This window comes from Bradyrhizobium ganzhouense, from assembly GCF_049949285.1.
In the GTDB taxonomy this organism is placed as follows: Bacteria; Pseudomonadota; Alphaproteobacteria; order Rhizobiales; family Xanthobacteraceae; genus Bradyrhizobium; species Bradyrhizobium ganzhouense.
On sequence record NZ_CP181318.1, the window covers coordinates 5,082,943 to 5,106,197 of the forward strand.

Here is a 23,255-nt window from a genome sequence, read left to right on the forward strand (position 1 = left end):
CCAGACCGTCGATTTGGCCACCTTGCGGCGGGTCGTCAGGCCCGATAAAGGCTGCATTCTCAGGAACTTCGGACATGCCCAAAAAACCAAGCAAAAGCCCGGCCGGCAAAGGCCCCCGTACCCCTGCCACGAAGCCCGCCCAGATCGCGGCAAAACGCCCCAAGGCGGTCTCGAAGGCGGCCTCCAAGGGAGCCTCCCAGGATCTTTCCCAGGAGCGCATCGTCAGCGCACTGGAGACCATTGCGGCGCACCTCGCCGCCCAGGGCAAGCCCGCCGTCGAGCGCGAGTCGTTCAAACTGGCGGACGCCTATGTCTGGCACCCCGACGGCCGCCTTGCTGCGGTGCCGCGGGTCAGCCGCGTCGAGCTGTTCCTGCTCAAGGGCGTCGACCGGATGCGCGATATCCTGATGGAGAACACCGAGCGCTTCGCCAACGGCCTGCCCGCCAACAACGCCCTGCTCTGGGGCGCGCGCGGCATGGGCAAGTCCTCGCTCGTGAAAGCGGCCCACGCCAGCATCAACGCGGACCGCAAACCCGCCGACAAGCTCAAGCTGATCGAGATCCACCGCGAGGATATCGAGAGCCTGCCGGCGCTGATGGAGCAGCTGCGCGCCTCGTCCTTCCGCTTCATCGTGTTCTGCGACGACCTCTCCTTCGACGGCAATGATGCGTCCTACAAGTCGCTCAAGGCCGTGCTCGAAGGCGGCATCGAGGGCCGGCCCGAGAACGTCATCCTCTATGCCACTTCCAACCGCCGCCATCTGCTCGCGCGCGAGATGATCGAGAACGAACGCTCGACCGCGATCAATCCCGGCGAAGCGGTCGAGGAAAAGGTCTCGCTGTCGGATCGCTTCGGCCTGTGGCTCGGCTTCCACCGCTGCAGCCAGGACGAATATCTCGCCATGGTGCGTGGCTATTGCAGCCATTTCGGCATCAAGCTCGACGATGAGGCGCTGGAGCGCGAATCACTGGAATGGTCGACGACGCGCGGCTCGCGCTCGGGCCGTGTCGCCTGGCAGTTCGTGCAGGAGCTGGCAGGACGGCTCGGCGTGAAGCTGACGGCGCAGTAACGGACAGTCTTGCCTCGACCACAACTGTCATTCCCCGCGAAAGCGGGGAATCCAGTACGCCGCGGCTTCTCCGTATTCGATTACTGTCTCTGGAATACTGGATCGCCCGCTTTCGCGGGCGATGACACTGTTCGTAGGGAGACAGCTAGAACCTGACGGGGCCTCACGCGCCGTTCAGGAATTGAAGCGGGTCAACCGGGCTCGATCCCTTACGGATCTCGAAGTGGAGCTGCGGCGACGCCACCTCCCCGGATTGACCCGACTTGGCAATGACCTGACCGCGCTTGATGGGATCGCCGCGCTTCACCAACAGCTCACTCGCATGGGCATATGCGGTGACGTAGCCGTTGGAGTGCCGAACCAGGACCAGATTGCCGTAACCTTTCAGCTCGTTGCCAGAATACGCCACGACGCCGTCCTCAGCCGCCTTGACCGGCGTCCCCTCGGGCACCGCGACATTGATGCCGTCATTGGACTTGCCGTTGGTCTTGGCGCCGTAGCTCGTGATCACCTTGCCGCGCACCGGCCAGCGGAAGGTCGGCAGCGAGCTGGTGGTCTCAGCCGCTTTCGCCGGCGTCGTCTCTGCGGGCTTCTCTTCGATATTGGTGGTGGCCTGGGCCAGGCGCGCACTTTGCGCAGGCGCAACCGCAGCCATCTTGGTGGCAGCAACCGGACCGGCCGCAACCGGCTGCAGCGCAGCCGCGACGGGAGCCGCCGCGACAGGTGCCGGAGCAAGCGGTGCGGCAACCGCCGCGGTCTTGGCGCCCGGCACGGTCAGCTTGGTGCCGAGCTTGAGCTTGGCCGACGGTTCGAGACCATTGGCGCGAGCGAGCTCGGCTGCAGAGATATGGTTCTTGCGCGCAATGCTGGCGAGCGTGTCGCCGTGATTGACGAAGTGCAAGCTGGACGGCGCGGCAACAGCTGCCACCGGCTTCGGCGCCATCGCCGGAGCAGCGGCAACCGGAGCCATCGCCGGCGCAGCGGCCGTTGCGCCCGGGTGCGGGATGACCAGCTGCTGGCCAGGCGAGAGCGCGCGCGGACCCTTGTAGCCGTTGGCGGCCATGATCGCCTGCGGGCTCACATGGTAGCGCTTGGCGAGCACGTCGAGCGTGTCGCTGGTGCCGACGATGATCTTGGTCCCGCCGACCGGCTGGGCGGCAGCGACCGAGCGCGGCGGCACGGTGCCGGTCGCTTCAAGACGCGGCTGAGCCGGCGGCGTGTAGGAGCCGAGCCCGCGACCACCTCCGGAGACGCCCCCACCCGCAGCAACCGGGTAGGATTGCGGTGCGGCGACCGCCGGCGGCGGCAAGGCCTGGGACTGATAATAGCCGGGCTGGGTCTGCGGCCGCGCATATTGTGGCAGCTCACGCTGCGGCGGCGGGGCCTGCTGGACCGAACCGGTCGATTCGGAGAAGGGATTGGAGAAGCTCGACTGGGACAGCCGCGACGACATATCGGCGCTGCACCCTGCGAAGCTGAAGGAAATCAGCGCCAGCACCGCGACCTGCGGTACGCGGCGCGAGTAAAGCAACTCGGCGACTACAGACATGGTTACTCACTCGTACGCAACAGAACTGGTCTTTTAAGTAAACACGCGTCGAGTAAATAACGGCTTAACCCTCCCAATAAGACGTTGGCAGCGCAGCTAATCCGGAGTTCTACAGCTCCCGCGCCACGCCGGGCAGCGCCGGCACGAAGCGGACCTCGACGAGTTCCCTGCGTTCAATCCCGGCCTCGGTCCGGCTCAGGCGGGTCAGCGTCTGCACACCCTGATGCGGGCCGACCGGCGCAATCAGGATGCCGCCGACCTCGAGCCGCTGGATCAGGTTCTCGGGAATCTGCTCCACTGCAGCCGTGACGATAATGCGGTCGAACGGGCCGATGTTAGGGGGCAGATTGAGCCCGTCACCTAGCATCACCTCGACATTGTGACAGTCGAGCTTTTCAAGCCTGGCGCGCGCGGCGTCCGCAAGCTTGCGATAGCGCTCGACCGTAAGCACCTGGCGCGAAAGCCGCGACAGCACGGCGGCCTGATAGCCGGAGCCGGCGCCGATCTCGAGCACGCGGTGGCTCTTCTGGAGCTGAAGCTGCTCGGTCATGTAGGCGACGACAAAAGGCTGGCTGATGGTCTGTCCGCAAGCGATCGGCAACGCGCTATCACGATAGGCGGCGTCGCGATCGGAGGCCTCCACAAACAGATCGCGCGGCACCTCTTCCATGGTCCGCAGCACGGCCTGATCGCTGATGCCACGACGCCTCAGCGTGAGCTGAAACATCATCTTTTCCGGCGGGTGCTGATTGGAGGTCATTGCTGCCTATATCGTCTCGTCAGAGGGCGGGATCGTCGCACACGTCGCTCAGGCCCGGACAAATTCTGTTCCTGCTCCGGAACCTATGATAGCGTTTTGCTGCGGTATTTGACCACAGATCGGCTTGCAGCGGGCCAGCCGCAAACGACATTTCCCAGCGTCCGCTGGCCGAAACGCGCATTGCGTCGATTCACGTTATCTGCGAACGTTTTTCGAAGATGGGCAAGGACTCAACGACAATGATCGCGACCGGGCTTTCGAGCCGCTCTGTATTCCTCGTCGAAGACGAGGTCATGATCAGAATGATGGTCGCGGATATGCTGGAGGAGCTCGGCTACAAGGTCGCGGCTGAAGCGGGCGATATCAACGAGGCCCTGCGGCTGGCCCAGGCCACCGAGTTCGACATCGCCATCCTCGACGTCAACGTCAACGGCAAGGTCATCTCGCCTGTTGCCGATCTCATCAGGGAAAAGGGCTGCCCGTTCATCTTTGCCACCGGCTACGGCTCGTCGGGCCTGCCCGAGCAATATCGCGACCGGCCCGCGCTTCAGAAGCCGTTTCAGATCGACGCGCTCGGCAAGACCATCGAAGCCGCGCTTCGCGGCGGCTAGCCGCTACTTCCAAATCGTCCTTACTTTAACGTCGCGCTCAGCTCCTCGGAAAACGCTTCATTGGTGCGGTCGAGCCGCAGTGGCGTAACCGAGACATAGCGCTCGCGCAGCGCCGCGAGATCGGTACCTTCGGCCGGCGTATCCATCATTGCTGCACGTTCGAAGCCGATCCAGAAGTAGGGATTGTTGCGGCCGTCCCTGCGCTCGTCGATCCGGAGGAAGCCGAGATTGCGCTTGCCCTGCCGCGTGACACGAATGCCGAGCACCTCTTCCGGAGCGCAGGACGGGAAGTTGACGTTGATCACCGTGTCCTTCGGGATGCCGGCCTTGATCACCTTGCGCAGGATGTCGGGACCGAATTTGCGCGCAGTGTCCCACGGCGGCCGTTCGCGCGTCTCGACGCTGAACTCCTGCGACAGGGCGAATGAGGGGATGCCCAGGATGGTGCCTTCGAGCGCACCGGCGATGGTGCCGGAATAGACCACGTCCTCGGCAACGTTGCGGCCCTTGTTGACACCGGAGAGCACGACATCAGGCAGCTTGGCGCCAAGGATATGGCGCGCGCCCATGATGACGCAGTCGGTCGGCGTGCCACGCACTGCGAAGTGCCGCGGCCCGACTTCGCGCAGGCGCAGCGGATCGTTCAACGACAGCGAATGCGACACGCCGGACTGGTCGAGCTCGGGCGCCACCACCCAGACGTCGTCGGACAGCGCGCGTGCGATCTCCTCGACGACCTTGAGGCCGGGAGCGTGGATGCCGTCGTCGTTGGTGCAGAGAATGCGCATGCCGGTGGTCGATTCCTGAGCTGGGGTCAGGCCGTCTTATCCGGCTATGGCGGATCAGGCAAACCGGCCGAAGGCGGGAATTCGACCGATACAATACAGGTCTCCTCTGTGATCTAGCTCATTGCGGCGCCGCAACGTCGCATCTTAATTTTCTCTCGCATTTTCAGGCGACTGGGCACGGAATGACCCGCTTTTCAGCCGCAATCGTCCTCGGTCTAGGCCTCTGCGTGGCAGGCGCCGGATGGGCAGAGGATTCGGGACCTGCAAACCGCTGCTTTCCCTGGCAGGAGTTCCTCAACGGTGTCTGCGCCGCCAAGTCGGCCCCCGTTGCGGCCGCACCGCTCCCGGCAGCCCCGGAGCCGAGCCCGCCTCCCGATCCGGCCGAAATCAACGCCGCGCCCCCACCGCTCGTGTGCCCGCCCAACTCGCATATCGAGGGCGGCGCCTGCATCACCGACGTCGCGCCGCCCGCCGTGCCGCCGCGTGCACTGATCACCATCACTTGCATCGGCGGCACGGCGAGCGATGGGCAATGCACCTGCCCGGCCGGATTCCAGTTGATGGCGGCGGGCACGGATCCGGGCGGCACCTGCGTGCGCGCCAACGCGGACAATTGCCTTGGCGGTCAGATGACCGTCGCCGGAGTGTGCCTGTGCAACGGCCAGGTCACGATGTCCGGACAGGTTTATGATCTCGAATTCGCGCGCGGCAAATGCGTGCCAAAACGCTGTCCGCGCGATGGCCCCTGCGTCACGGCCGCGGCGAAGCCGGATGTCGATGTAACACCAAAATTGTCGTCAGAGGAGCTGCAGACCGACTGCGGCCATGGCCTGGTCGCAACGCGCAATGGCTGCATGCCGACGCGGCACCGTTCACACGCGACGGACACGAGCACCTATTTCCGGATCACGCCGACCTATCCAGGCCCGATGCGTTATTAACGGCGGACGCGCCATTGCGGCAGGAAGCGCGCAAGCTTGCCCTCCGCGCGCAGCTGCATCACCGGTACGACTGGACTGACGGCGGGTGTCTCAATCACACCGGGCGCCTTCGGTTGCGCAACGAACGGGGTCGATGCGGGCGTCTCTGGAAAGCGCTCACGCGCGACCGTCACCGCTTTGTCAAAATCCTCGACATTGACGCCCGGCTTGGCACGCCGGCTTTGCACATGCGTGTCGTCCCAGAGCCGCGCGATGTCGATGTCCAGCACGCCACGCAAGCGCTGGTCGACAGCCTGGATGCCGGCTCCAGTCACCGCCCATTGTCGGCCGACCCAGAAGACGTCGCGGTGCAAGGCCATGGATGATCGGTCCGCGTTGACGGATGGCCGGCAGGATAACCGGCCGCCCGATCTTCGCAACCGAACGTTTCTACCGCAACATCAAGCAACGCGTTTTACTCGCGCGCGACCACCTTCAGCCCGCCCATGTAGGGCTGAAGCACGCTGGGGACGGCAATCGAGCCGTCCTCCTGCTGATAAGTCTCCATGACGGCGATCAGGGCGCGGCCGACTGCGGTACCCGAGCCGTTCAGCGTGTGCACGAAGCGCGGCTTGCCGTCCGGCCCGCGCGAGCGCGCATCCATGCGCCGCGCCTGGAAATCGCCGCAGACCGAGCAGCTCGAGATCTCGCGGAACATGCCGCCCTCGCCCTGCCCGGGCATCCAAACCTCGATATCATAGGTTTTCTGCGACGAAAAACCCATATCCCCTGCGCAGAGCGTCATGACGCGATAATGCAGGTCGAGCTTCTGCAGCACCTGCTCGGCGCAGGACAGCATCCGCTCCAGCTCGTCCTTGCTGGTTTCAGGCGTCGTGATCGAGACCAGCTCGACCTTGGTGAACTGGTGCTGGCGGATCATGCCGCGGGTGTCGCGCCCCGCAGCGCCCGCCTCGGCGCGGAAGCACGGCGTCAGCGCGGTGAGCCGCATCGGCAGCTGCTTCTCGTCGAGAATGGATTCGCGCGCGAGGTTGGTGAGCGAGACTTCCGCCGTCGGGATCAGGCCGAGGCGCTCGGTCTTCAGCCGCTCGTGATCGGGCGACGCGAGCAGCTCGCCCTTGATCGCCCAGAACTGGTCGTCCTCGAATTTCGGCAATTGTCCGGTGCCGAACATCACCTCGTTGCGCACCAGGAGCGGCGGATTGATCTCGGTGTAGCCGTGCTCGTTGGTGTGCAGGTCGAGCATGAACTGCCCAATCGCGCGCTCGAGGCGCGCCAGCCCCTTCTTCAGTACGACGAAGCGCGCGCCGGAGAGTTTTGCCGCCGCCTCGAAATCCATGTAGCCGAGCGCGGTGCCGAGATCGTCGTGCAGCTTCGGCGCAAAACCGTAGTTGCGCCTGGCACCAAACACGTGGTGCTGGACGTTGCCGTGCTCATCGACGCCGTCGGGCACTTCATCGAACGGAATGTTCGGGATCGCGGACAGCTCTTTGGTCAGCTCATCGTCAGCCGCTTTCGCGGCGGCCTCGAGCTCCGGCATCGTGGTCTTGAGCTCGGCAACCTCAGCCATCAGTGTGGCCGCACGCGCCTCGTCCTTGGCCTTCTTGGCGTCGCCGATTTCCTTGGACGCCGCATTGCGCCGCGCCTGCGCCTGCTCGGAAGCCAGGATCGACGCCCGCCGACGCTCATCGATCGCGAGCAGCGACGCCGACAGCGGCTTCAGGCCCCGCCGGGCGAGACCGGCGTCGAAGGCTTGCGGATTGTCGCGGATCGATTTGATGTCGTGCATGGCTGTGGTCCTGAATCAGCGTGCAATGGCCAACGCGCGTGTTGGCGGGGTGCACAGCGCTTCCCACTACCACAGGCGTCATCGCCCGCGAAAGCGGGCGATCCAGTATTCCAGAGACAGGGGTGATTCTCCGAGGGGCCGCGGCGTACTGGATTCCCCGCTTTCGCGGGGAATGACACCGAGGGTGAGGCGCCCTACTCCGCCGGATTGGCCGGCGTCGACACATCCGTACCGGTGGACGCCTGCGAGGCGGCTGCCTTCTTCTCCACCATCGAGACTGCGATGATCGAGCCCTCATAGAGCGCAAGCAGCGGAATCGCGAGCGAGCACTGGCTGAGGATATCCGGCGGCGTCAGGACCGCCGCGATAATGAAAGCCAGAACGATGAAATAGCGGCGCTTCTCGCGCAGCATCTTTGACGTGATGATGCCGATCCGCCCGAGCAACGTCAGGATCACCGGGAGCTGGAAAGCGATGCCGAAGGCGAAGATCAGCGACATCATCAGCGACAGATATTCGCCGACCTTGGGCAGCAGCTGGATCTGCGCGGTCTCGTCGCTGCCGGCCTGCTGCATGCCGAGCGAGAAACGCACCAGCATCGGCAGCACGACGAAATAGACCAGAGCCGCGCCGAGCACGAAGAAGAACGGGGTCGCGACCAGATATGGCAGGAAGGCCTTCTTCTCGTGCTTGTAGAGGCCAGGCGCGACGAACTTGTAGATCTGCGTTGCGACGATCGGGAACGAGATGAAACCGGCGCCGAACAGCGCGAGCTTGAGCTGGGTGATGAAATATTCCAGCAGCGCCGTGTAGATGAATTTCGAGTTCTCGGCGCCCGCGACCCACACGAACGGCCAGACCAGCACGTTGTAGATCTGCTTGGCGAAGAAGAAGCAGAAGATGAAAGCAACGCCGAATCCGAGCAGCGCCTTGATCAGCCGCGACCGCAGCTCGATCAAATGGTCCATCAGCGGGGCTTTGCTGGCCTCGATATCGGCGTCGCTCATGACGCTTTGGCGTCCTTGATCGCTTCGGGCGCAGTGTCCTGCGCAACCGGTGTCTGCTCGACCTCGCGGGTGATGGCGAGCGGCTCGTTCACCGTCGCATGCGCCTCGGCTTCCACGAAGGTCTCCGGCGTCGGCGCTTCGGGCGTAGTCGGGCTTGCCGGCGTTTCACTCGAAATCGCCGGCGCTTCAATTGAAGTCGCCGGCGGTTCGACGGCAGCAGTCGCGGCGGTCTCGGCCGGCTTGTCGAGCGCATCGACGCGCAGCGCGTCGCTCACGTCCTTTTGCAGCGAGGTCATCAGACCGCCGCTGGTGAAGCCGGAGGCGGCTTCCTTGACCTCGTCAAAGCTCTTCTTGAGGTCGGCCATCTCGGCCTCGCGCATCGCTTCCTGGAACTGGCCCTGGAATTCGGCGGCCATCTTGCGGGCCTTGCCCATCCACTGGCCGACCATGCGCAGCACGCCCGGCAGCTCTTTCGGGCCAATGGCGACCAGGGCCACGACCCCGATCAGAACCAGCTCACTCCACCCGATGTCGAACATGACGTCTTCCGTTTCACGCGAAGCCACGACCGGCCCAATCCCTCACGCGCAGGATCGGGTCCGTTTCCCGCGTCTCGCGTGCTCCTGGTTCAGACGGCCTTGCTGCCGACGTCGGATCGCGCCGCGGTCGGCGCCGCAGTGTGCTCGATAGACTTGGACGGCTCGGCGGGCTTGTCAGCGACCTTGTCGTCGTCCTGCATGCCCTTCTTGAAGGCCTTGATGCCCTGCGCCACGTCGCCCATCAGATCCGAAATCTTGCCGCGGCCGAACAGCAGCAGGACCACTGCGATCACCAAGATCCAGTGCCAAATGCTAAGAGAACCCATCCTGCAACCCTCCAAACGCGCATCGCCGGGACCCCGGCCGATCTTCACCGAAACGTAGGCTTCGCAGGCTTCAAAAACAAGGACCAAGGCAACGCCAATTCGCTGTTGGCGCTACGTAATCTTGCCTAGTGTTAACTGGTCGCAGGCGGCCCGTAGAGGGATCGGAGGATCACTCCTCGTTCCCGCCTTCGCCACCCTCATTGCCGCCTTCCGGTGGCGTCTCGGGCTCGACCGCGGGCGCCAAGGCCAGATCGAGGTCCTCGCCCGGTTCCAGGGGGTCTTCGTCCTCGCGCAGCTGAGGATCATCCGACGGCGTCGGCACGCTGAAGCCGGTCGGCAACCGCGAATCCAGCAGCCCCGTACCCTTCAGTTCCTCCAGACCCGGCAGATCGCCGAGCTGTTCCAGGGTGAACTGCGACAGGAAGTCCTCGGTGGTTCCGAAGGTCAGCGGGCGACCGGGCGTCTTGCGACGGCCGCGCGGCTTGATCCAGCCGGTCTCCAGCAGCACGTCGAGAGTGCCCTTGGAGGTGACGACGCCGCGAATCTCTTCGATTTCGGCGCGCGTCACCGGCTGGTGGTAGGCGATGATCGCCAGCACCTCGATGGCGGCACGCGACAGGCGCCGGGTCTCGGTGCTCTCACGCGTCATCAGCCAGGCGAGATCGCCGGCGGTGCGGAACGTCCATTTGTTGGCGACCCGCACAAGGTTCACGCCGCGCAAGGCGTAGTCGGCCTGGAGCTGCTCGAGCGCAGCCTTGACGTCGACGCCCTCGGGCATGCGCTTGGCCAGCGTTGCCGTATCCAGCGGTTCATTCGAAGCAAACAGCAGCGCTTCCAGCAGCCGCAGTTCTTCCGGACGTGCCTGGGGCTCGTTCTCCATCGGCTCGACCTCGTCTACGCGAACTTCCGCCAAAGCCATGGCAGCTTCTCCTTCTTGCACTTAAGCGACCGGTGCATCGGGCGCGGGAGCTGCGTCCGAAACCGGTTTGGGACGCCCCTTCCGGAAATAGATGGGCGCAAACGCTTCTTTCTGATTCAGCTCGAGCTGACCTTCACGCACCAGCTCGAGCGCGGCGGCGAAGCTCGAGGCGAACACCGTCGCGCGCTGCGTCGGATCAGCGACGTGACGGACCAGGAAATCGTCGAGCACGCCCCAGTCGTCTTGTTCGCTGATGCTGCCGACCAGCCGCTCCAGCGTGGCGCGCGCCTCGGCGAGCGACCACACCGTGCGCTTGGCCAGATGCACGCTCGCCAGCACGCGCGACTGGCGCTGTGAGGCATAGGCCGTGAGCAGGTCGTACAGCGTCGCGGTGTATTTCGGATGCTTGATCTCGGCAATCTGCTCGGGTTCGCCGCGCGGAAAAATGTCGCGCAGCAATTGCTGCCGGTTCATCAGCCGGTTGGCGGCTTCGCGAATGGCTTCGAGGCGGCGCAGACGGTTGGCGAGCGCAGTTGCCATTTCCTCAGCGCTCGGACCTTCCGCACTCGGCGGCTCCGGCAGCAGCAGGCGCGACTTCAGGAAGGCAAGCCAGGCGGCCATCACGAGATAGTCGGCGGCAAGCTCGAGCCGGATCTTTCGCGCAGCTTCGATGAAGTGAAGGTATTGGTCGGCGAGCGCCAGGATCGAGATCTTGGCGAGATCGACTTTCTGCTGTCGCGCCAGCGCGAGCAGCAGATCGAGCGGGCCTTCATAGCCCTCGACGTCGACCACCAACGCCGGCTCGCCCTCGGCCAGCTCTGCGGGCCGCCCGGTTTCAAACGATAGGATTTCTGCGGTCATGCGGATGCCGTGGTTGCGGTCAATGCGTCCAGTTCCGCATTGTCATTGCTGTGAAGCGTCGTGTCGCAGCCGGCCGCGAGCATGGCGCGAATTCGCTCGGCGATGCCTCCCGCCAGCGCGTTCATCGGCACGTCATCACTCATTAACAAACCCTGGAACCCGATTGCGCTGCGAATCACCTGAGCAATCATTGTCGCAGAAGTCGTCACCGGATGGGCGGGCTCGGGAGCGCCATCCACGGGAATGCTGAGACCGCCGAGATTGGCCGCGGTCAACCCCGTGACCGTCAATTCCTTAAGCAGCACCGTGACTTGCATCGAAATTTCGATGCTGCGCCTGAAGGGAATGAAGTCCAATGGGCGTCCGGCACGGCTAAACGCCCGCGCCGCGGCGGTCAGTTCCGTTCCGGATACGCCGGTATTGAAGGCCCGCGTGCTCATAGGGCCGATTAACCCTGCCCCGGGAGGGGGTCAAGGAAACGGCCGCTAATTCCTCTGGACGAAGCAGGACGGCAGGCCAGCCGACTTCAGATTGTTGCAGGCCTGCACCGCCTCGTCGGCCGAACCATACGGTCCGGCGAAGGCGCGATAGACGATCCCTTTGCCCTTATCGGTCAGATCGACACGCTTGATAACTGGCGAGCGGCCGCCAAGGACGCTGCCATATTTGCTCTGCAGCACCCGGTAGGACGCGGCGGCGCTATCCTCGCTCTGCTGCGAGGAAACCTGAACGACGAATCCGCCACCAGCGCTGGGCGCGGGTGCAATCTGGGTCGGATTGGTCGCGGCCATACGCTGCGGCGGTTCGGCCTGCGGCGCCAGCGAGAGCGGCTGGTTGGCGCTGGCATTGGCCGAGGTCGGCGGGTTGCGCGGCGCGGCCGGTGCAGCGACCGGCTTCGGCGGCGCAGCCGGCTTGGCCGCTGACGGTGCGGCGGCCTGCGGCACGGTGCTATCGGTCTGGTCACCCTTCACAACGACGACCTTGACCGAGCGTGGCGCACTGTTCGGCATCGTCCCGTTGCTCGGGACCGGACCGGCATTCGGTGGCGGAACGTTGGACGGCGAGACGCTCGCAACCGGCGGCGGGTTCGCATTCTGGTTCAGCGGCGGAAACACCACACGCGGACCGGCCGCCTTGCTGTTGACGTCGACCGGCGCCTCCTCGCGCGGCACGATCTTCTCGCTGCCGTCGCCGCTCGCCATGCGATCGGGCACCTTGGCCGAGGAGTCCGACGGCGCCGGCACGATCTTGGTCGGCGTGTTGTCGGCCTTGATGATCGGCGGTTCGCCGCTGCGGGGCGCGCCGATATAGGTCTTGTAGGCGAAGGCCGCGCCAGTTCCGACCACGGCCAGCGCGAGGATCGCAGCGACCGTCATCATGCCGCCGCGCGATTTCCTGGGCTCGTCGAGATCGGCCTCGGGATAGTCGCTCTGGAACGCGTAAGGGTCGTCCGGATAGGCCGGCTCACGCTGAAAATCCTGCTCGCCCGACTCGAGCCGCCCGTAGAGCGCATCGTCATAGCGCGCCGGATCGGGCTGCTCGTACGGCGCCTCGTAGGCTTGCTCCTGGGCCTGCTCCTGATGATAGGCTTGCTCCTGGTAAGCCTGATCCTGATAGGCGCGCTCCTGATAGGCCTGCGGCTGATGAAACTGAGGCTCGGGCGCGGCCGGCTGGGCCGAATAGCGGTGCAGCGGATGAACGGGATTCACGGCGACGGGATAGTCAGGCTCGGGCGCCGGCTGCGGTTGCACGTTGGCGCGACGCATCCATGATGGCGGACCAGGCTGAGGCGATGCGGCCTGCTCGGCATAGTCCTGCTGATAGCCGTCCTGCGAATAATCGTCGTCCTGATAAGTCTGCGCTGGCGCTGCTGCCGCCCGGTCACCTGGGCGGCTCTGTGCCGCGAACGGATCGGTCTGCCCGATCAGGCGGGCAAGCTCGGCCAAGGGATCGTTTTCCGCCTTCCCAGGCTGGCCTGCGCCGCGGCCATAGTCGTCGGAAGGAAACGTTCTGTCGTGATATCGATCGGCCATCGTGATGATGCGTCCCTTCGGGAAAGCCGCGCGCCCCTCGACCAAGGCGCGGCTTTCGACCCACAAGGCTTTCAACCAAGTCTAAGCGATCGGCTTCTGCCGGTACCCCCAATATTCCCCTTAAGTAGTTCGCCCCAAACTACCGCATCTCGTCCGGAGCATGGACGCCGAGGATGGCGAGGCCCGATGCCAGGACAGAGACGACGCCCTGGACCATGGCCAGTCGCGCCTTTGTTAGATCTGCATCATTATTGATAATGAAGCGTAAATAGGGCAAATCGCGCCCCTTCGTCCAAAGTGCGTGAAATTCACTCGCTAAGTCATAGAGATAGAACGCAATTCGGTGCGGCTCGTGTGCCGCCGCGGCGGCTTCCAGCATCCTCGGATAAATTGCGAGGCGCTTGAGAAGGTCGAGTTCAACAGGATCCGACAGCCGCTCCACGGCCGACTCACTGAGCCAGGCAATCCGCTTGTTGGCATCCACAGGGAGTTCCGGAAACACCTCCGCCCGCGCGTTGCGGAAGATCGAGTGGCCGCGGGCGTGGCCGTACTGGACGTAGAACACCGGGTTGTCGCGCGACTGTTCCATGACCTTGGCGAGGTCGAAGTCGAGCACCGCGTCGTTCTTGCGATAGAGCATCATGAAGCGGACGGCGTCCTGGCCGACTTCATCCACCACCTCACGCAAGGTGACGAAGTCCCCGCTTCGCTTGGACATTTTCACCGGCTCGCCGTTCCGCAACAACTTCACGAGCTGCACGATCTTGACGTCGAGCGCGCCTTTGCCGGAGGTCGTCGCCTTCACCGCTGCCTGCATGCGCTTGATGTAGCCGCCATGGTCGGCGCCCCAGACGTCGATCATCTCCGCGAAACCACGGTCGAACTTGTTCTTGTGGTAGGCGATGTCGGAGGCGAAGTAGGTGTAGGAATTGTCCGACTTGATCAGCGGACGATCGACGTCGTCGCCGTAGGCGGTCGCCTTGAACAGCAGCTGCTCGCGGTCTTCCCAGTCCTCGACTGGCGCGCCCTTCGGCGGCGGCAGGCGACCTTCATAGATGTCGCCCTTGGCCTGCAGGAACGCGATGGTCTCGGCAACCTTGTTGTTGCCGCTCTCGATCAGCGAGCGCTCCGAGAAGAACACGTCGTGGCGGATGTTGAGCGCGGCGAGATCGTCCTTGATCTCCTCCATCATCATCGCGATCGCCTTGGCCCGCACCGTCGGCAGCCATTGCGCCTCGCTCATCGCGAGCAGCTTGTCGCCGTGCTCCTTGGCCAGCGCCACGCCGACCGGCTTCAGATAGTCGCCCGGATAGAGCCCTTCCGGAATGGCGCCGATGTTCTCGCCCAGCGCTTCGCGATACCGCAGAAACGCAGAGCGCGCGAGCACGTCGACCTGGGCGCCGGCATCGTTGATGTAATATTCGCGGGTGACGTCGTGGCCGCCGAACTGGAGCAGGCTCGCCAGCGCGTCGCCGAACACGGCGCCGCGGCAATGGCCGACATGCATCGGTCCGGTCGGATTGGCCGAGACGTATTCGACATTGACCTTGGAGCCGCCGCGGACGCGACCGTAATCGGCGCCCTCGCGCAGCACGGTCCGCAGCGCCTCCGCCCAGGCAGCGGGTATCAGCGTCAGGTTGATGAAGCCGGGACCGGCAACATCCACCTTGGCGATCAGAGCGTCGGCGCGAAGCCGCTCGGCGATCTGCTCGGCGAGGTCACGGGGTTTTGCCTTTGCCTCTTTCGCAAGCACCATGGCGGCGTTGGTCGCCATGTCACCATGGGTCGCATCGCGCGGCGGCTCGACCACCACGCGCGAAAAATCGATGCCCTCGGGCCAGCTGGCTTCCGCCGCGAGCGCGCGGCAGGCGGCGTGCACACGTGCGAGCACGTCGGCGAACAAATGCGGTGCAGAGGATGTGTCGGGCATGGGCGCCGCCTAACGCAAATCCGGGGTCGAGTCAAAGAGCCGCTGGTGCTCGGTCAGGGCGAAACGGTCGGTCATTCCGGCAATAAAATTGCCGATCCGGCGGGCCCGGTCCCCCTCGTCGTCCGCCTCCGCCCCGACCAGCCATTCCGGCGGCAGGTCGGCCGGCGATGTCAGGTACTTTGCGAACAGGTCGAACAGGATCTGTTCCGCCTCCGCCATCACCCGCATCACCCGCTTGTGACGGTACATGTGTCCGTAGAGAAATCGCTTGATGGCGGCCTCTTCCTCGGCGACCTCGGCGGGGAACGCGATCAGCGCCCGGCTGTGCTGGCGCACGTCCTGGGCGGACTGCGGCCGGACGGCGGCAATGTTCTTCTGCGCCTCCGTGAACACCGCGCCGATCAGATGCGAGATCAGCTCGCGAACCAGCTCAGCCCCGCGCCTGACGTCTTCGAGATCGGGATAATGCGCCGAGGTCTCGGCGATGATCTCGGCCGTGAGCGGCATGACCTTGAGATCATCGAGATGAAACAGGCCGGCACGCAGGCCATCGTCGATATCGTGGGCGTCGTAGGCGATGTCGTCGGCGATCGCCGCGACCTGCGCTTCCAGCGAGGCGAAGCTCCAGAGTTCGAGATCGTAGGTCTTGATATAGTCGGCGATGCCGACGGGAATGCCGTGCTCGCGATAGCGCCCGACCGGCGCACCGCTGCGATCGGTCAGCGGGCCGTTGTGCTTGACGATGCCCTCGAGCGATTCCCAGGTCAGGTTGAGCCCGTCGAATTCGGGATAGCGGTGCTCCAGCGATCCGACGACCCGGAGCGCCTGGGCGTTGTGGTCGAAGCCGCCAAAATCCTTCAGGCAGGCATCCAGCGCCCGCTCGCCGGCATGGCCGAACGGCGGATGGCCGAGATCATGGGCGAGCGCCAGGGTTTCGGTGAGATCCTCGTCGAGCCCAAGCTGGCGCGCCAACGCGCGGGCGATCTGCGCGACCTCCAGCGAATGGGTCAGCCGGGTGCGATAATGGTCCCCCTCATGGAACACGAACACCTGAGTCTTGTACTTGAGGCGGCGAAACGCGGTGGAATGGATGACCCGGTCGCAATCGCGCCGGAACGGGCTTCGGGTCCGGCTCGGGGGCTCGGCGACCAGCCGGCCGCGGCTGCGATCGGGGTCGCAGGCATAGGGCGCACGGGGGGCAGCCATTCCGACGGACACGGCGAATTTAGTCCCTATCCATTTGATTCTGCGTATGGTGGCACTTAACTATGCCGGACGCGGGATACCAAATGAATTGGGCAAGTAACCCTAGTATGACGCGGACGACGACCGGAGACGAGCTATGACGACTGCTGTGACCATCAGTGACCGTGCCGCACGCCGCATCGGGGAGATCCTCAAGGGCGAAGGCACAGGCGCGATGCTGCGCATCTCCGTCGAAGGTGGCGGGTGCTCCGGTTTCCAGTACAAGTTCGACATCGACCGCGATCGCACCGACGACGATCTCGTCATCGAGCAGGCGAACGCGGTGGTGCTGGTCGATTCCGCTTCCCAGCCGTTTCTGGCGGGCTCGCAGGTGGATTTCGTCGACGATCTGATCGGCGCCTCGTTCCGCGTCAACAATCCCAACGCGACGGCGTCCTGCGGCTGCGGGACCAGCTTCTCGATCTAGCCCGACTTAAAAATCTGCAAAACAACCCCATGCACAGTAGCCGCGACGCCGGCACGATTGATTTCGGCTTTTACGAAAATCATTTGACGCGTCGGGCAAAACAGGGGTAAGGTGTGATCATCGCGAAGTCCCCAAGGGGGAACTCGACGTGACACACATGAGGCGGGGTCGACACAGCCCAACGCCGAAGCGACCCCAGCCGCAGTCAGGTGTCAGTCGTGACATCATCCCACGCTTGGTCCTGGTATCCGATAAGCCAATTCAAAGCGTGGTGCCTTTCTTCAGTCACGCCAGGATCTAGAGCTGCCGGTACCTCCTGCCCTCTCGTAAGGGCGTTCCTGACAGCCCAGTGGTACCTGTAGATTAGATCGGCCTGATCAAGAATGTCGGCGATCGGACGAAGTTCAGAGTCCTCGATAAACTGAGAGGTTGTCCTCTCGGCCATTGTGCTTGCGGCGAATCCCACATCGCAAAACTGCGCTGGCTTGCCGAATTGGTCCACAAAGCCCAATGCCCAAAGCAGAGTCCAAGCGGCTTCGTGCCTCCACGTGAATTGAATCCGGTCGTGCTGCGAGGGAGACTTGTCGAGCACGAAGGCGAGTTCGACGGGAGTCAGATGTGGCCGCAGCTCGTACGATTCCAGAAGTTGTTCAACTAGATCTTCCCCAAGTCCCTCGCCCTTTGCAGCAACGAAAAGGACACAAAGAGTGCGCAGCGCGACTTCTTCTTTTGACCGCTTCAGCGCCTCGCCCGTGCTCTCAATAGCGGGCAATGTGGCAAGGACAGGCACGCCTTCGGCTCGAAGGATCCCTTCTGACCTGAGCTTTCTATCAATAATTTCCGCTGACATTCCCCCATTCTCCACTGACGGCCTCCCCGTTGATCGCGCCAATCCCCCAGCGCTTGTTAAAGCGACAATATCACGATGCATCTTCGGCAGCGACAAGATCGCAGCCTTGCCGCTTGGAGAGCATGCCAGACTGCGGCATCATCGCGCCACGGCGAAGCAATAGCGCCCATCTTCATCGGCCGTGGCGCGCTAATGGCGGCAGTCAATATCAAATGCGCATCATCGATCGTCTGTTCTGTTGCCTCGTACTTTTCCTTGTCGTTGCAGCCGTCCCGGTCCCTGCCGCGCTCGCTGCCGAAATCTGCCCCTTCATCACCTCCAAGGAGCTGGCCGGCGCGATGCCGGCGCTCAAATGGTCGCTGATTTCAAATCAGGACGGCCGCGGTTGCATCTATCAGGGCGGTCGCGGCGACACGATGATGTTGACCGTGTTCCGGAATCCCGACAAGGACCGCGCCAAGGAATTGTACGCGACCTTCGTCAAGACGCTCAGTGAGCGCATGCCGCTGAGCGCGGTGTCCGGGATCGGCGATGAAGGTCAGCACGGGACGACCGCCGCCGACGCACAGCGTCAGGAGGCCTCGGTCGTCGCCTTGTCCGGCGATTACATTCTGCAGATCGGCGTCTATCCGATCGGCCGGCATGCCGACGACGCACTGCTCGGACCGCTCACCCAAGTCGCACGTGTTGCTATTGGAAATATGAGCAAGACCAGCGAGCGGTTCGGCGATTGCGAGTGGCTCACGGCCGCGGATGCCGACGGCTTTCTCGACAAGAGCACGCTGACGGTCCAGCGGACCGGCGCGGGCAGCTGCATGATGTTCGATCGCGAGGCCAACACCATGACAGTCGCGGTGATTGCGATTTCGCGCGACACGGTCATCAGCATGATGAAACGCCGGGGCCCGTGCAAGCACCTGGCGATCCCCGAGCTCGGCAGTGAAGCGTTCGGCGAGCATTCCTGCACCAAGGGCAACGGCAACGCCGTCAACATCTTTGTCTGGAAGAACGGCAGGCAGGCTTCGATCCTGTTCGCGCCGGTCAAGCCGCACCCGGAGTCCGGCTCGGTCGAGCGCCTGAAGGCGGTCGCCGCGCGAGTCTATGGAAAACTGTAACGGCGCCGTCTGACCTTGCCGACGCTTCTGCGCTGTCGTCCGCTTTCCAGCCGACGTGCCAACATCGGGCAACAGGAGCGATTGTCCGGCTTCACCGGATCGGCGCCCTTGGGAAAGGTCCAGTCCGGATCACTTGGCCAAAAACAGATTGATCTCCTCGAAAAACCGAGCAGCAGCGGGTTCATGCTTCAGAAAGAGGTGGTTCCGCCCCGGAAGCGCTATGAACCGAGCACCCGGAATCCCTGCTGCCATTTCACGGCCCGCGTCGATTGGAGTCACGAGATCGCCACGCACATGCATGACGAGCGTTGGCACCTGCACTTGCGGGAGCAATTCGCGCACATCGAGATTTCCGACGACTTCCAAGTAGCGGGCAGCGCATTCAGGTGATGTGGTCTTCCGCTGAAGATCGTTGAACCAATCAGCCTGTTCCTTTGTACTCTCCGGAATGAACAGCGAGGTGAACATTTGTCGAAATGCCGGGCTGTCCATGCCCCACCCAAGGCGCATCAAAGTTCCCATCGCGTTTGCTTGCTCATGCTCCCTTGGTGATCGCTTACCGCGGCCCAGCGCAAAACCACCATAGAGGATCAGGTGAGAAAGACGCTCCGGATGCCGCACGGCATAAGCAATTGAGATGGCGCAGCCTTGTGAGACGCCAAAAAGTGGAAAGCGCTCTATTCCAGCGGCATTGACCACGGTTTCAAGATCGCCGACCCATGCCTCAAGAGAGAGCTCATCGACATCCCAATCCGACAGCCCGTTGCCTCGTGCGTCGTATCGAACCAGCGTGTGGTTTCTCGCCAATCCGTCGAGCAAATGATGCCAGATCGGGCTCTCCCAATCGTATTCAAGGTGGTTCATCCAGTTCGCAGTCTTGACCAAAGGTGGTCCCTGCCCAACCGTTGCATAAGCGAGGCGCACCCCATCGGATGCTCGGCAATATTTGATGTCCTGCGTCATGCTGACCGAATCGAAGTTCACCGAATAGACCTCGACGGGCTTGGCGATGTTCTTGAGATTCCGCAGCCCCAGCTTCTCGCAAGTAAAGGAGAGCTTTTCGAGCAAGTGATCATGTGCTTGACGCGAAACGCAAATCCCACCCGGTTCGGCTATGCCCTCAAGCCGCGCGGCGATGTTCACGCCATCGCCGTAAATGTCGTCATCATCGATGATGATGTCGCCGAGATTTATGCCAACCCGAAACTCGATCCGCTTATCAACGCTTACCCTGGTGTTCCGCTCGCTCATGCCGCGTTGCACTTCAACGGCGCACCGCACCGCGTCAACCACGGACGCAAACTCGACCAACATGCCGTCCCCGGTCGTCTTGACGATCCGGCCCCGGTGTTCTGCGATTTTCGGATCGACGAGTGCCTGCCGATGCCGCTTCAGCTGGGCGAGAGTGTCTTCCTCGTCCGTGCCCATGAGACGGCTGTAACCGGCCACATCAGCAGCCAGGATTGCTGCCAGCCTGCGTTCCACGATGCATCCTCCAACATTCCTCGGAAGACTAGGAAACCGCGCCCATAAGTAGAGCACCAAAGACTGGTAGCGGCAACACACCCTTTCTGGCGCCCAAATGGCTCACTGCCGCGGATGGCGACGGCTTTCTCGACAATAGCAGCGGACCAGCGCGGGCAGCTGCATGATGTTCGATCGCGAGGCCAACACCGTGACAGTCGCGGTGATCGCGATTTCGCGCGACACGGTCATCAGCATGATGAAACGCCCGGGCCCGTGCAAGCACGTGGCGATCCCCGAGCTCGGCAGTGAAGCGTCCTGTTCGCACCGGTCAAGCCGCATCCGGAGTCCGGCTCAGTCGAGCACCTGAAGGCGGTCGCCGGGCGAGTCTACGGAAAGCTTTAGGCCCCGGTCATCTGCCTTTCCTCGTCCGTCCACTCGATCTCGACCGGCATCAATTCCGGCTGGAGCGGCGCGTCCTCTGCCATCACGTGACCGTCCAGCCCGCGCAGCAGGGCCGCGGCCAGCGCGGGCTTCCGTAGCGGCTTGGCCAGGAAGTCCGACATGCCGGCCTCGCGGCAGATCTTGACGTCTTCGGGGAAGGCGTTGGCCGTCAGTGCGATGATCGGCAGCGCCTCGAAGCGCCCGCCTTCCGCGCGGATCGCCCGGGTCGCGGCAAGGCCATCCATCTCGGGCATGCGCACGTCCATCAGCACGATGTCGTAGTCGCCTTCGGAGACGGCCGCGACAGCCTCGACGCCGTCGGCAACGACCCGCAGCTCGACCTCGAAGGCACCGAGCATCTTGCTCACGACCATGCGGTTGACGGCGTCGTCCTCGGCGACCAGCACCTTCAGCGGCCGGTCGAGGCTTGCGATGCGAGCCTTCAGATCGTCGGCTTCATCGCGGCCCGCGTCCTGACTGGACGTCTGCGCCTGGCTCCACGGCAGCACCAGCGTGAAGCGGAAGGCCGACCCCTCGCCCGGCGTCGAGGTGACGCCAATGGTGCCGCCCATCTGCTCGATGATACGGCGGGAGATCGCGAGGCCGAGGCCAGTGCCGCCGAAGCGACGGCTGATCGAGGCGTCGGCCTGGGCGAAGTCCGAGAACAGCTGCCCGAGCTTCTCGGGCGCGATGCCGATGCCACTGTCGGTCACGGTCCATTCGACGGTCGCCAGCAGATCGCGGCGCGCCTGGCAGATGGCCTTGATCGTCACCTCGCCCTGGTCGGTGAACTTCACCGCGTTGGAGGCGAGATTGAGCAGCACCTGGCGGATGCGCGCGACGTCACCGCGCAGCGTCGGTGGCAGGTTCGGATCGAGCTCGACCTTGACGGCGAGCCCCTTGCTCTTGGCGCCTGCGCGCATGACGGTCGCGACCGTCTCCACCAGCGTCTGTGGCGCAAAGTCGATCGCCTCGAAGGCGAAGCGCCCGGCCTCGAGCTTGGAGAGATCGAGGATGTCATTGAGGATGCGCTGGAGATTGTCGCCGGATTCGCGGATCGTGGTGACGGCCTCGTGCTGCTCCGGATCGAGTTTTGTTTCGAGCAGCATGCTGGCCAGCCCGAGCACGCCGTTCATGGGCGTACGGATCTCGTGGCTCATCACCGCCAGGAAGTCGGACTTGGCGCGGCTCTCGGCCTCGGCCTTCTCCGCGCGCCAACGCTCGGTGACGTCGCGGCCGAAGCCGCGATAGCCCAAAAACTGCCCATCGCGGTCATAGCCTGGCTTCGCGGTCAGCGACCACAAACGCGCCTCGCCGCCGGCCACGACCTTCAAATTCATCTCGTGCAGCGGCTCGGCGTTCTCCATCAGGCCGACGACGTTGTAGGCGGCCGCCTTGTCTTCGGGGCACAGCATGTCGAGCACGTCTGCGAAGTGCGATCCCTTCAGCAGCGGAAGTGGCAATTGCGCGACGTCGGCGAAGCGTTCCGGCACATCGGTAAGATGCCCTTCGGCATCGGTCTGCCATAGCCAGTCGCTGGCGTTCTCCTGAAAATCCTTCAGCAACAGCGAGATGATCTCGGTCTGGCGTTCGAGCTCAAGCTGGGCCTTGAGATTGCCGAGGAACAGATTGCCCTGCGAGACGATGTTGCGCGCCATGAAGAACGCGAACAGCAGCAGGAACACCGCGGTCAGGGCATACGGACCAGCACCGCACAGCAGCATCGCGCCGGCGCAGGCGATTGTCATGGTCGCGAGATAGACGAGGCCCGCACGCGGGAAGGTCGACAGCGTGAAGGCGCCGCCGGACATCATGCCGACCATCAGGCAGGCCAGGATCAGCTGGCTGGTCGGCCCGACCCGGCTGAACAGAGCGAGCGGCAGCGTGCCCCAGATCGCAGCGAGGAAAAATGCCTGCCGCAGCATCTGCCGCGTCGCGCGGCGTGACGCTTCCTGCGGCGGATTCTGCTGCGCGCGCCGCCACGCCCTCACCGCGAGCGATGCCGTGGCGGCAAGCGTCATGCCCCAGATCGCGAGGAAGTCGTTCCAGCCCCGGCCCCAGAACAGGATCAGCACGATGGCGACGTTGAGCATGGTGACGGACATCGTCACCGGGATTGTCCGCATCACCGCGTCGATCTGCTTGGCGCGGATACGGCGCAGCTCGCGCTCGCTGAGACCGGCGGTCAGGCCGTCCTCGATCTCGAAGCCGCCGAGCCAGTACAGGAACGCACCGATCAGGCCGTCGCGCGGCTCAGTCTCTGTAGCGGATTTGTCCGGCCATCCCATCCGTGGAACCTTTTCAGCATCAATGGCCTGCCGCCTGCTTAAGCCGGGTTAATTTTGTGGGAGATTTTGCGGCCTCCTTGACGGGCAGGTTTGCATTTTGTTCTAACCATCCCCCTGCCCGGAGCCCGCACCGATGCCCATCAGAGTTGCAACATGGAACGCGATTACGAATCTCTACGGATAACGTAGATTCACGCTGAATGTCTTGCGATCACGTCCAACTACTTCATGGGCATTCGGTTTTGCCCTTACTGCTGTATAAGCGATTGCCCCTCAATGCTTTTTCCACCGACCCGATTTGG

22 protein-coding genes and 1 pseudogene are annotated in these 23,255 nt (G+C 63.7%); 5 read left to right on the plus strand and 18 right to left on the minus strand.

Features of this window, described 5'->3' with window-relative positions:
* Positions 1-74 precede the first annotated feature (74 nt).
* Positions 75-1,070, plus strand: coding sequence for an ATP-binding protein (locus ACLFLU_RS23305; RefSeq protein WP_426407199.1), 996 nt, complete (start codon positions 75-77; stop codon positions 1,068-1,070).
* A gap of 163 nt (positions 1,071-1,233) precedes the next feature.
* Here the strand turns inward: ACLFLU_RS23305 and ACLFLU_RS23310 are convergent, their stop codons facing one another.
* Complete coding sequence (locus ACLFLU_RS23310; RefSeq protein ID WP_426407200.1) at positions 1,234-2,619, minus strand: peptidoglycan DD-metalloendopeptidase family protein; 1,386 nt, start codon at positions 2,617-2,619, stop codon at positions 1,234-1,236.
* 109 nt (positions 2,620-2,728) lie between these two features.
* Positions 2,729-3,379, minus strand: a complete 651-nt coding sequence (locus ACLFLU_RS23315; RefSeq protein ID WP_426407201.1) for a protein-L-isoaspartate(D-aspartate) O-methyltransferase — start codon at positions 3,377-3,379, stop codon at positions 2,729-2,731.
* 239 nt (positions 3,380-3,618) lie between these two features.
* Here ACLFLU_RS23315 and ACLFLU_RS23320 point away from each other — a divergent pair, with 239 nt between their 5' ends.
* Positions 3,619-3,990: a response regulator gene (locus ACLFLU_RS23320; RefSeq protein WP_426407202.1), complete on the plus strand. Its 372-nt coding sequence runs from the start codon at positions 3,619-3,621 to the stop codon at positions 3,988-3,990.
* A 20-nt stretch (positions 3,991-4,010) separates the two neighbouring features.
* On the opposite strand, the gene surE is transcribed toward ACLFLU_RS23320, so the two are convergent.
* Positions 4,011-4,778, minus strand: a complete 768-nt coding sequence (surE, locus tag ACLFLU_RS23325) for a 5'/3'-nucleotidase SurE (RefSeq protein ID WP_426407203.1) — start codon at positions 4,776-4,778, stop codon at positions 4,011-4,013.
* Positions 4,779-4,960: 182 nt separating this feature from the next.
* Between surE and ACLFLU_RS23330 the strand changes: the two genes are divergently transcribed.
* Positions 4,961-5,719 carry a hypothetical protein gene (locus ACLFLU_RS23330; protein ID WP_426407204.1) on the plus strand — a complete coding sequence of 253 codons (759 nt, stop codon included), beginning with the start codon at positions 4,961-4,963 and terminating at the stop codon, positions 5,717-5,719.
* On the opposite strand, the gene ACLFLU_RS23335 is transcribed toward ACLFLU_RS23330, so the two are convergent.
* The 11 genes and pseudogenes from ACLFLU_RS23335 to ACLFLU_RS23385 all read right to left on the minus strand — a co-directional run bounded on the left by ACLFLU_RS23335 (position 5,716) and on the right by ACLFLU_RS23385 (position 16,338).
* The gene (locus ACLFLU_RS23335) at positions 5,716-6,078 is read right to left on the minus strand and encodes a hypothetical protein (RefSeq protein WP_426407205.1); all 363 of its coding nucleotides are present in this window, start codon (positions 6,076-6,078) and stop codon (positions 5,716-5,718) included. The two genes, ACLFLU_RS23330 and ACLFLU_RS23335, sit on opposite strands and share 4 nt — an antisense overlap.
* A 95-nt stretch (positions 6,079-6,173) precedes the next feature.
* A complete protein-coding gene (serS, locus tag ACLFLU_RS23340) occupies positions 6,174-7,505 on the minus strand; it encodes a serine--tRNA ligase (RefSeq protein WP_426407206.1) in 1,332 nt (443 codons plus the stop codon).
* Between the two features lie 194 nt (positions 7,506-7,699).
* The gene (gene tatC / locus ACLFLU_RS23345) at positions 7,700-8,512 is read right to left on the minus strand and encodes a twin-arginine translocase subunit TatC (RefSeq protein WP_426407207.1); all 813 of its coding nucleotides are present in this window, start codon (positions 8,510-8,512) and stop codon (positions 7,700-7,702) included.
* Positions 8,509-9,051: a Sec-independent protein translocase protein TatB gene (tatB, locus tag ACLFLU_RS23350; RefSeq protein WP_426407208.1), complete on the minus strand. Its 543-nt coding sequence runs from the start codon at positions 9,049-9,051 to the stop codon at positions 8,509-8,511. The genes tatC and tatB overlap by 4 nt, the downstream gene beginning before the upstream one ends.
* An 89-nt stretch (positions 9,052-9,140) precedes the next feature.
* On the minus strand, positions 9,141-9,377 hold the full coding sequence (locus ACLFLU_RS23355) for a twin-arginine translocase TatA/TatE family subunit (protein WP_426407209.1): 237 nt from the start codon (positions 9,375-9,377) through the stop codon (positions 9,141-9,143).
* A gap of 169 nt (positions 9,378-9,546) precedes the next feature.
* On the minus strand, positions 9,547-10,296 hold the full coding sequence (scpB, locus tag ACLFLU_RS23360; RefSeq protein WP_426407210.1) for an SMC-Scp complex subunit ScpB: 750 nt from the start codon (positions 10,294-10,296) through the stop codon (positions 9,547-9,549).
* Positions 10,297-10,317: 21 nt separating this feature from the next.
* Entirely contained in the window at positions 10,318-11,157 is an 840-nt protein-coding gene (locus ACLFLU_RS23365) for a segregation and condensation protein A (protein WP_426407211.1), read from the minus strand.
* An 8-nt stretch (positions 11,158-11,165) separates the two neighbouring features.
* Positions 11,166-11,597, minus strand: a pseudogene (locus ACLFLU_RS23370) (glycoside hydrolase family 3 N-terminal domain-containing protein); the annotation flags it as partial.
* Between the two features lie 45 nt (positions 11,598-11,642).
* Complete coding sequence (locus ACLFLU_RS23375) at positions 11,643-13,190, minus strand: SPOR domain-containing protein (protein ID WP_426407212.1); 1,548 nt, start codon at positions 13,188-13,190, stop codon at positions 11,643-11,645.
* A gap of 139 nt (positions 13,191-13,329) precedes the next feature.
* On the minus strand, positions 13,330-15,120 hold the full coding sequence (gene argS, locus ACLFLU_RS23380; RefSeq protein WP_426407213.1) for an arginine--tRNA ligase: 1,791 nt from the start codon (positions 15,118-15,120) through the stop codon (positions 13,330-13,332).
* 9 nt (positions 15,121-15,129) lie between these two features.
* A complete protein-coding gene (locus ACLFLU_RS23385) occupies positions 15,130-16,338 on the minus strand; it encodes a deoxyguanosinetriphosphate triphosphohydrolase (RefSeq protein ID WP_426407214.1) in 1,209 nt (402 codons plus the stop codon).
* A gap of 124 nt (positions 16,339-16,462) precedes the next feature.
* On the opposite strand from ACLFLU_RS23385, the gene erpA reads away from it, so the two are divergent.
* Positions 16,463-16,792 carry an iron-sulfur cluster insertion protein ErpA gene (gene erpA, locus ACLFLU_RS23390; RefSeq protein ID WP_148753764.1) on the plus strand — a complete coding sequence of 110 codons (330 nt, stop codon included), beginning with the start codon at positions 16,463-16,465 and terminating at the stop codon, positions 16,790-16,792.
* 205 nt (positions 16,793-16,997) lie between these two features.
* Here erpA and ACLFLU_RS23395 read toward each other — a convergent pair whose 3' ends face one another.
* The gene (locus ACLFLU_RS23395; RefSeq protein WP_426407215.1) at positions 16,998-17,642 is read right to left on the minus strand and encodes a DUF4272 domain-containing protein; all 645 of its coding nucleotides are present in this window, start codon (positions 17,640-17,642) and stop codon (positions 16,998-17,000) included.
* 212 nt (positions 17,643-17,854) lie between these two features.
* Here ACLFLU_RS23395 and ACLFLU_RS23400 point away from each other — a divergent pair, with 212 nt between their 5' ends.
* Positions 17,855-18,757, plus strand: coding sequence for a hypothetical protein (locus ACLFLU_RS23400; protein WP_426407216.1), 903 nt, complete (start codon positions 17,855-17,857; stop codon positions 18,755-18,757).
* Between the two features lie 129 nt (positions 18,758-18,886).
* Here ACLFLU_RS23400 and ACLFLU_RS23405 read toward each other — a convergent pair whose 3' ends face one another.
* The 3 genes from ACLFLU_RS23405 to ACLFLU_RS23415 form a co-directional block, all read right to left on the minus strand.
* Positions 18,887-20,242 (minus strand): alpha/beta fold hydrolase, encoded by a 1,356-nt coding sequence (locus tag ACLFLU_RS23405; protein ID WP_426407217.1) that lies wholly within the window; start codon positions 20,240-20,242, stop codon positions 18,887-18,889.
* 102 nt (positions 20,243-20,344) lie between these two features.
* Positions 20,345-20,479, minus strand: a complete 135-nt coding sequence (locus tag ACLFLU_RS23410; RefSeq protein ID WP_426407218.1) for a hypothetical protein — start codon at positions 20,477-20,479, stop codon at positions 20,345-20,347.
* 143 nt (positions 20,480-20,622) lie between these two features.
* Entirely contained in the window at positions 20,623-22,953 is a 2,331-nt protein-coding gene (locus ACLFLU_RS23415) for an ATP-binding protein (protein ID WP_426407219.1), read from the minus strand.
* Positions 22,954-23,255 lie beyond the last annotated feature (302 nt).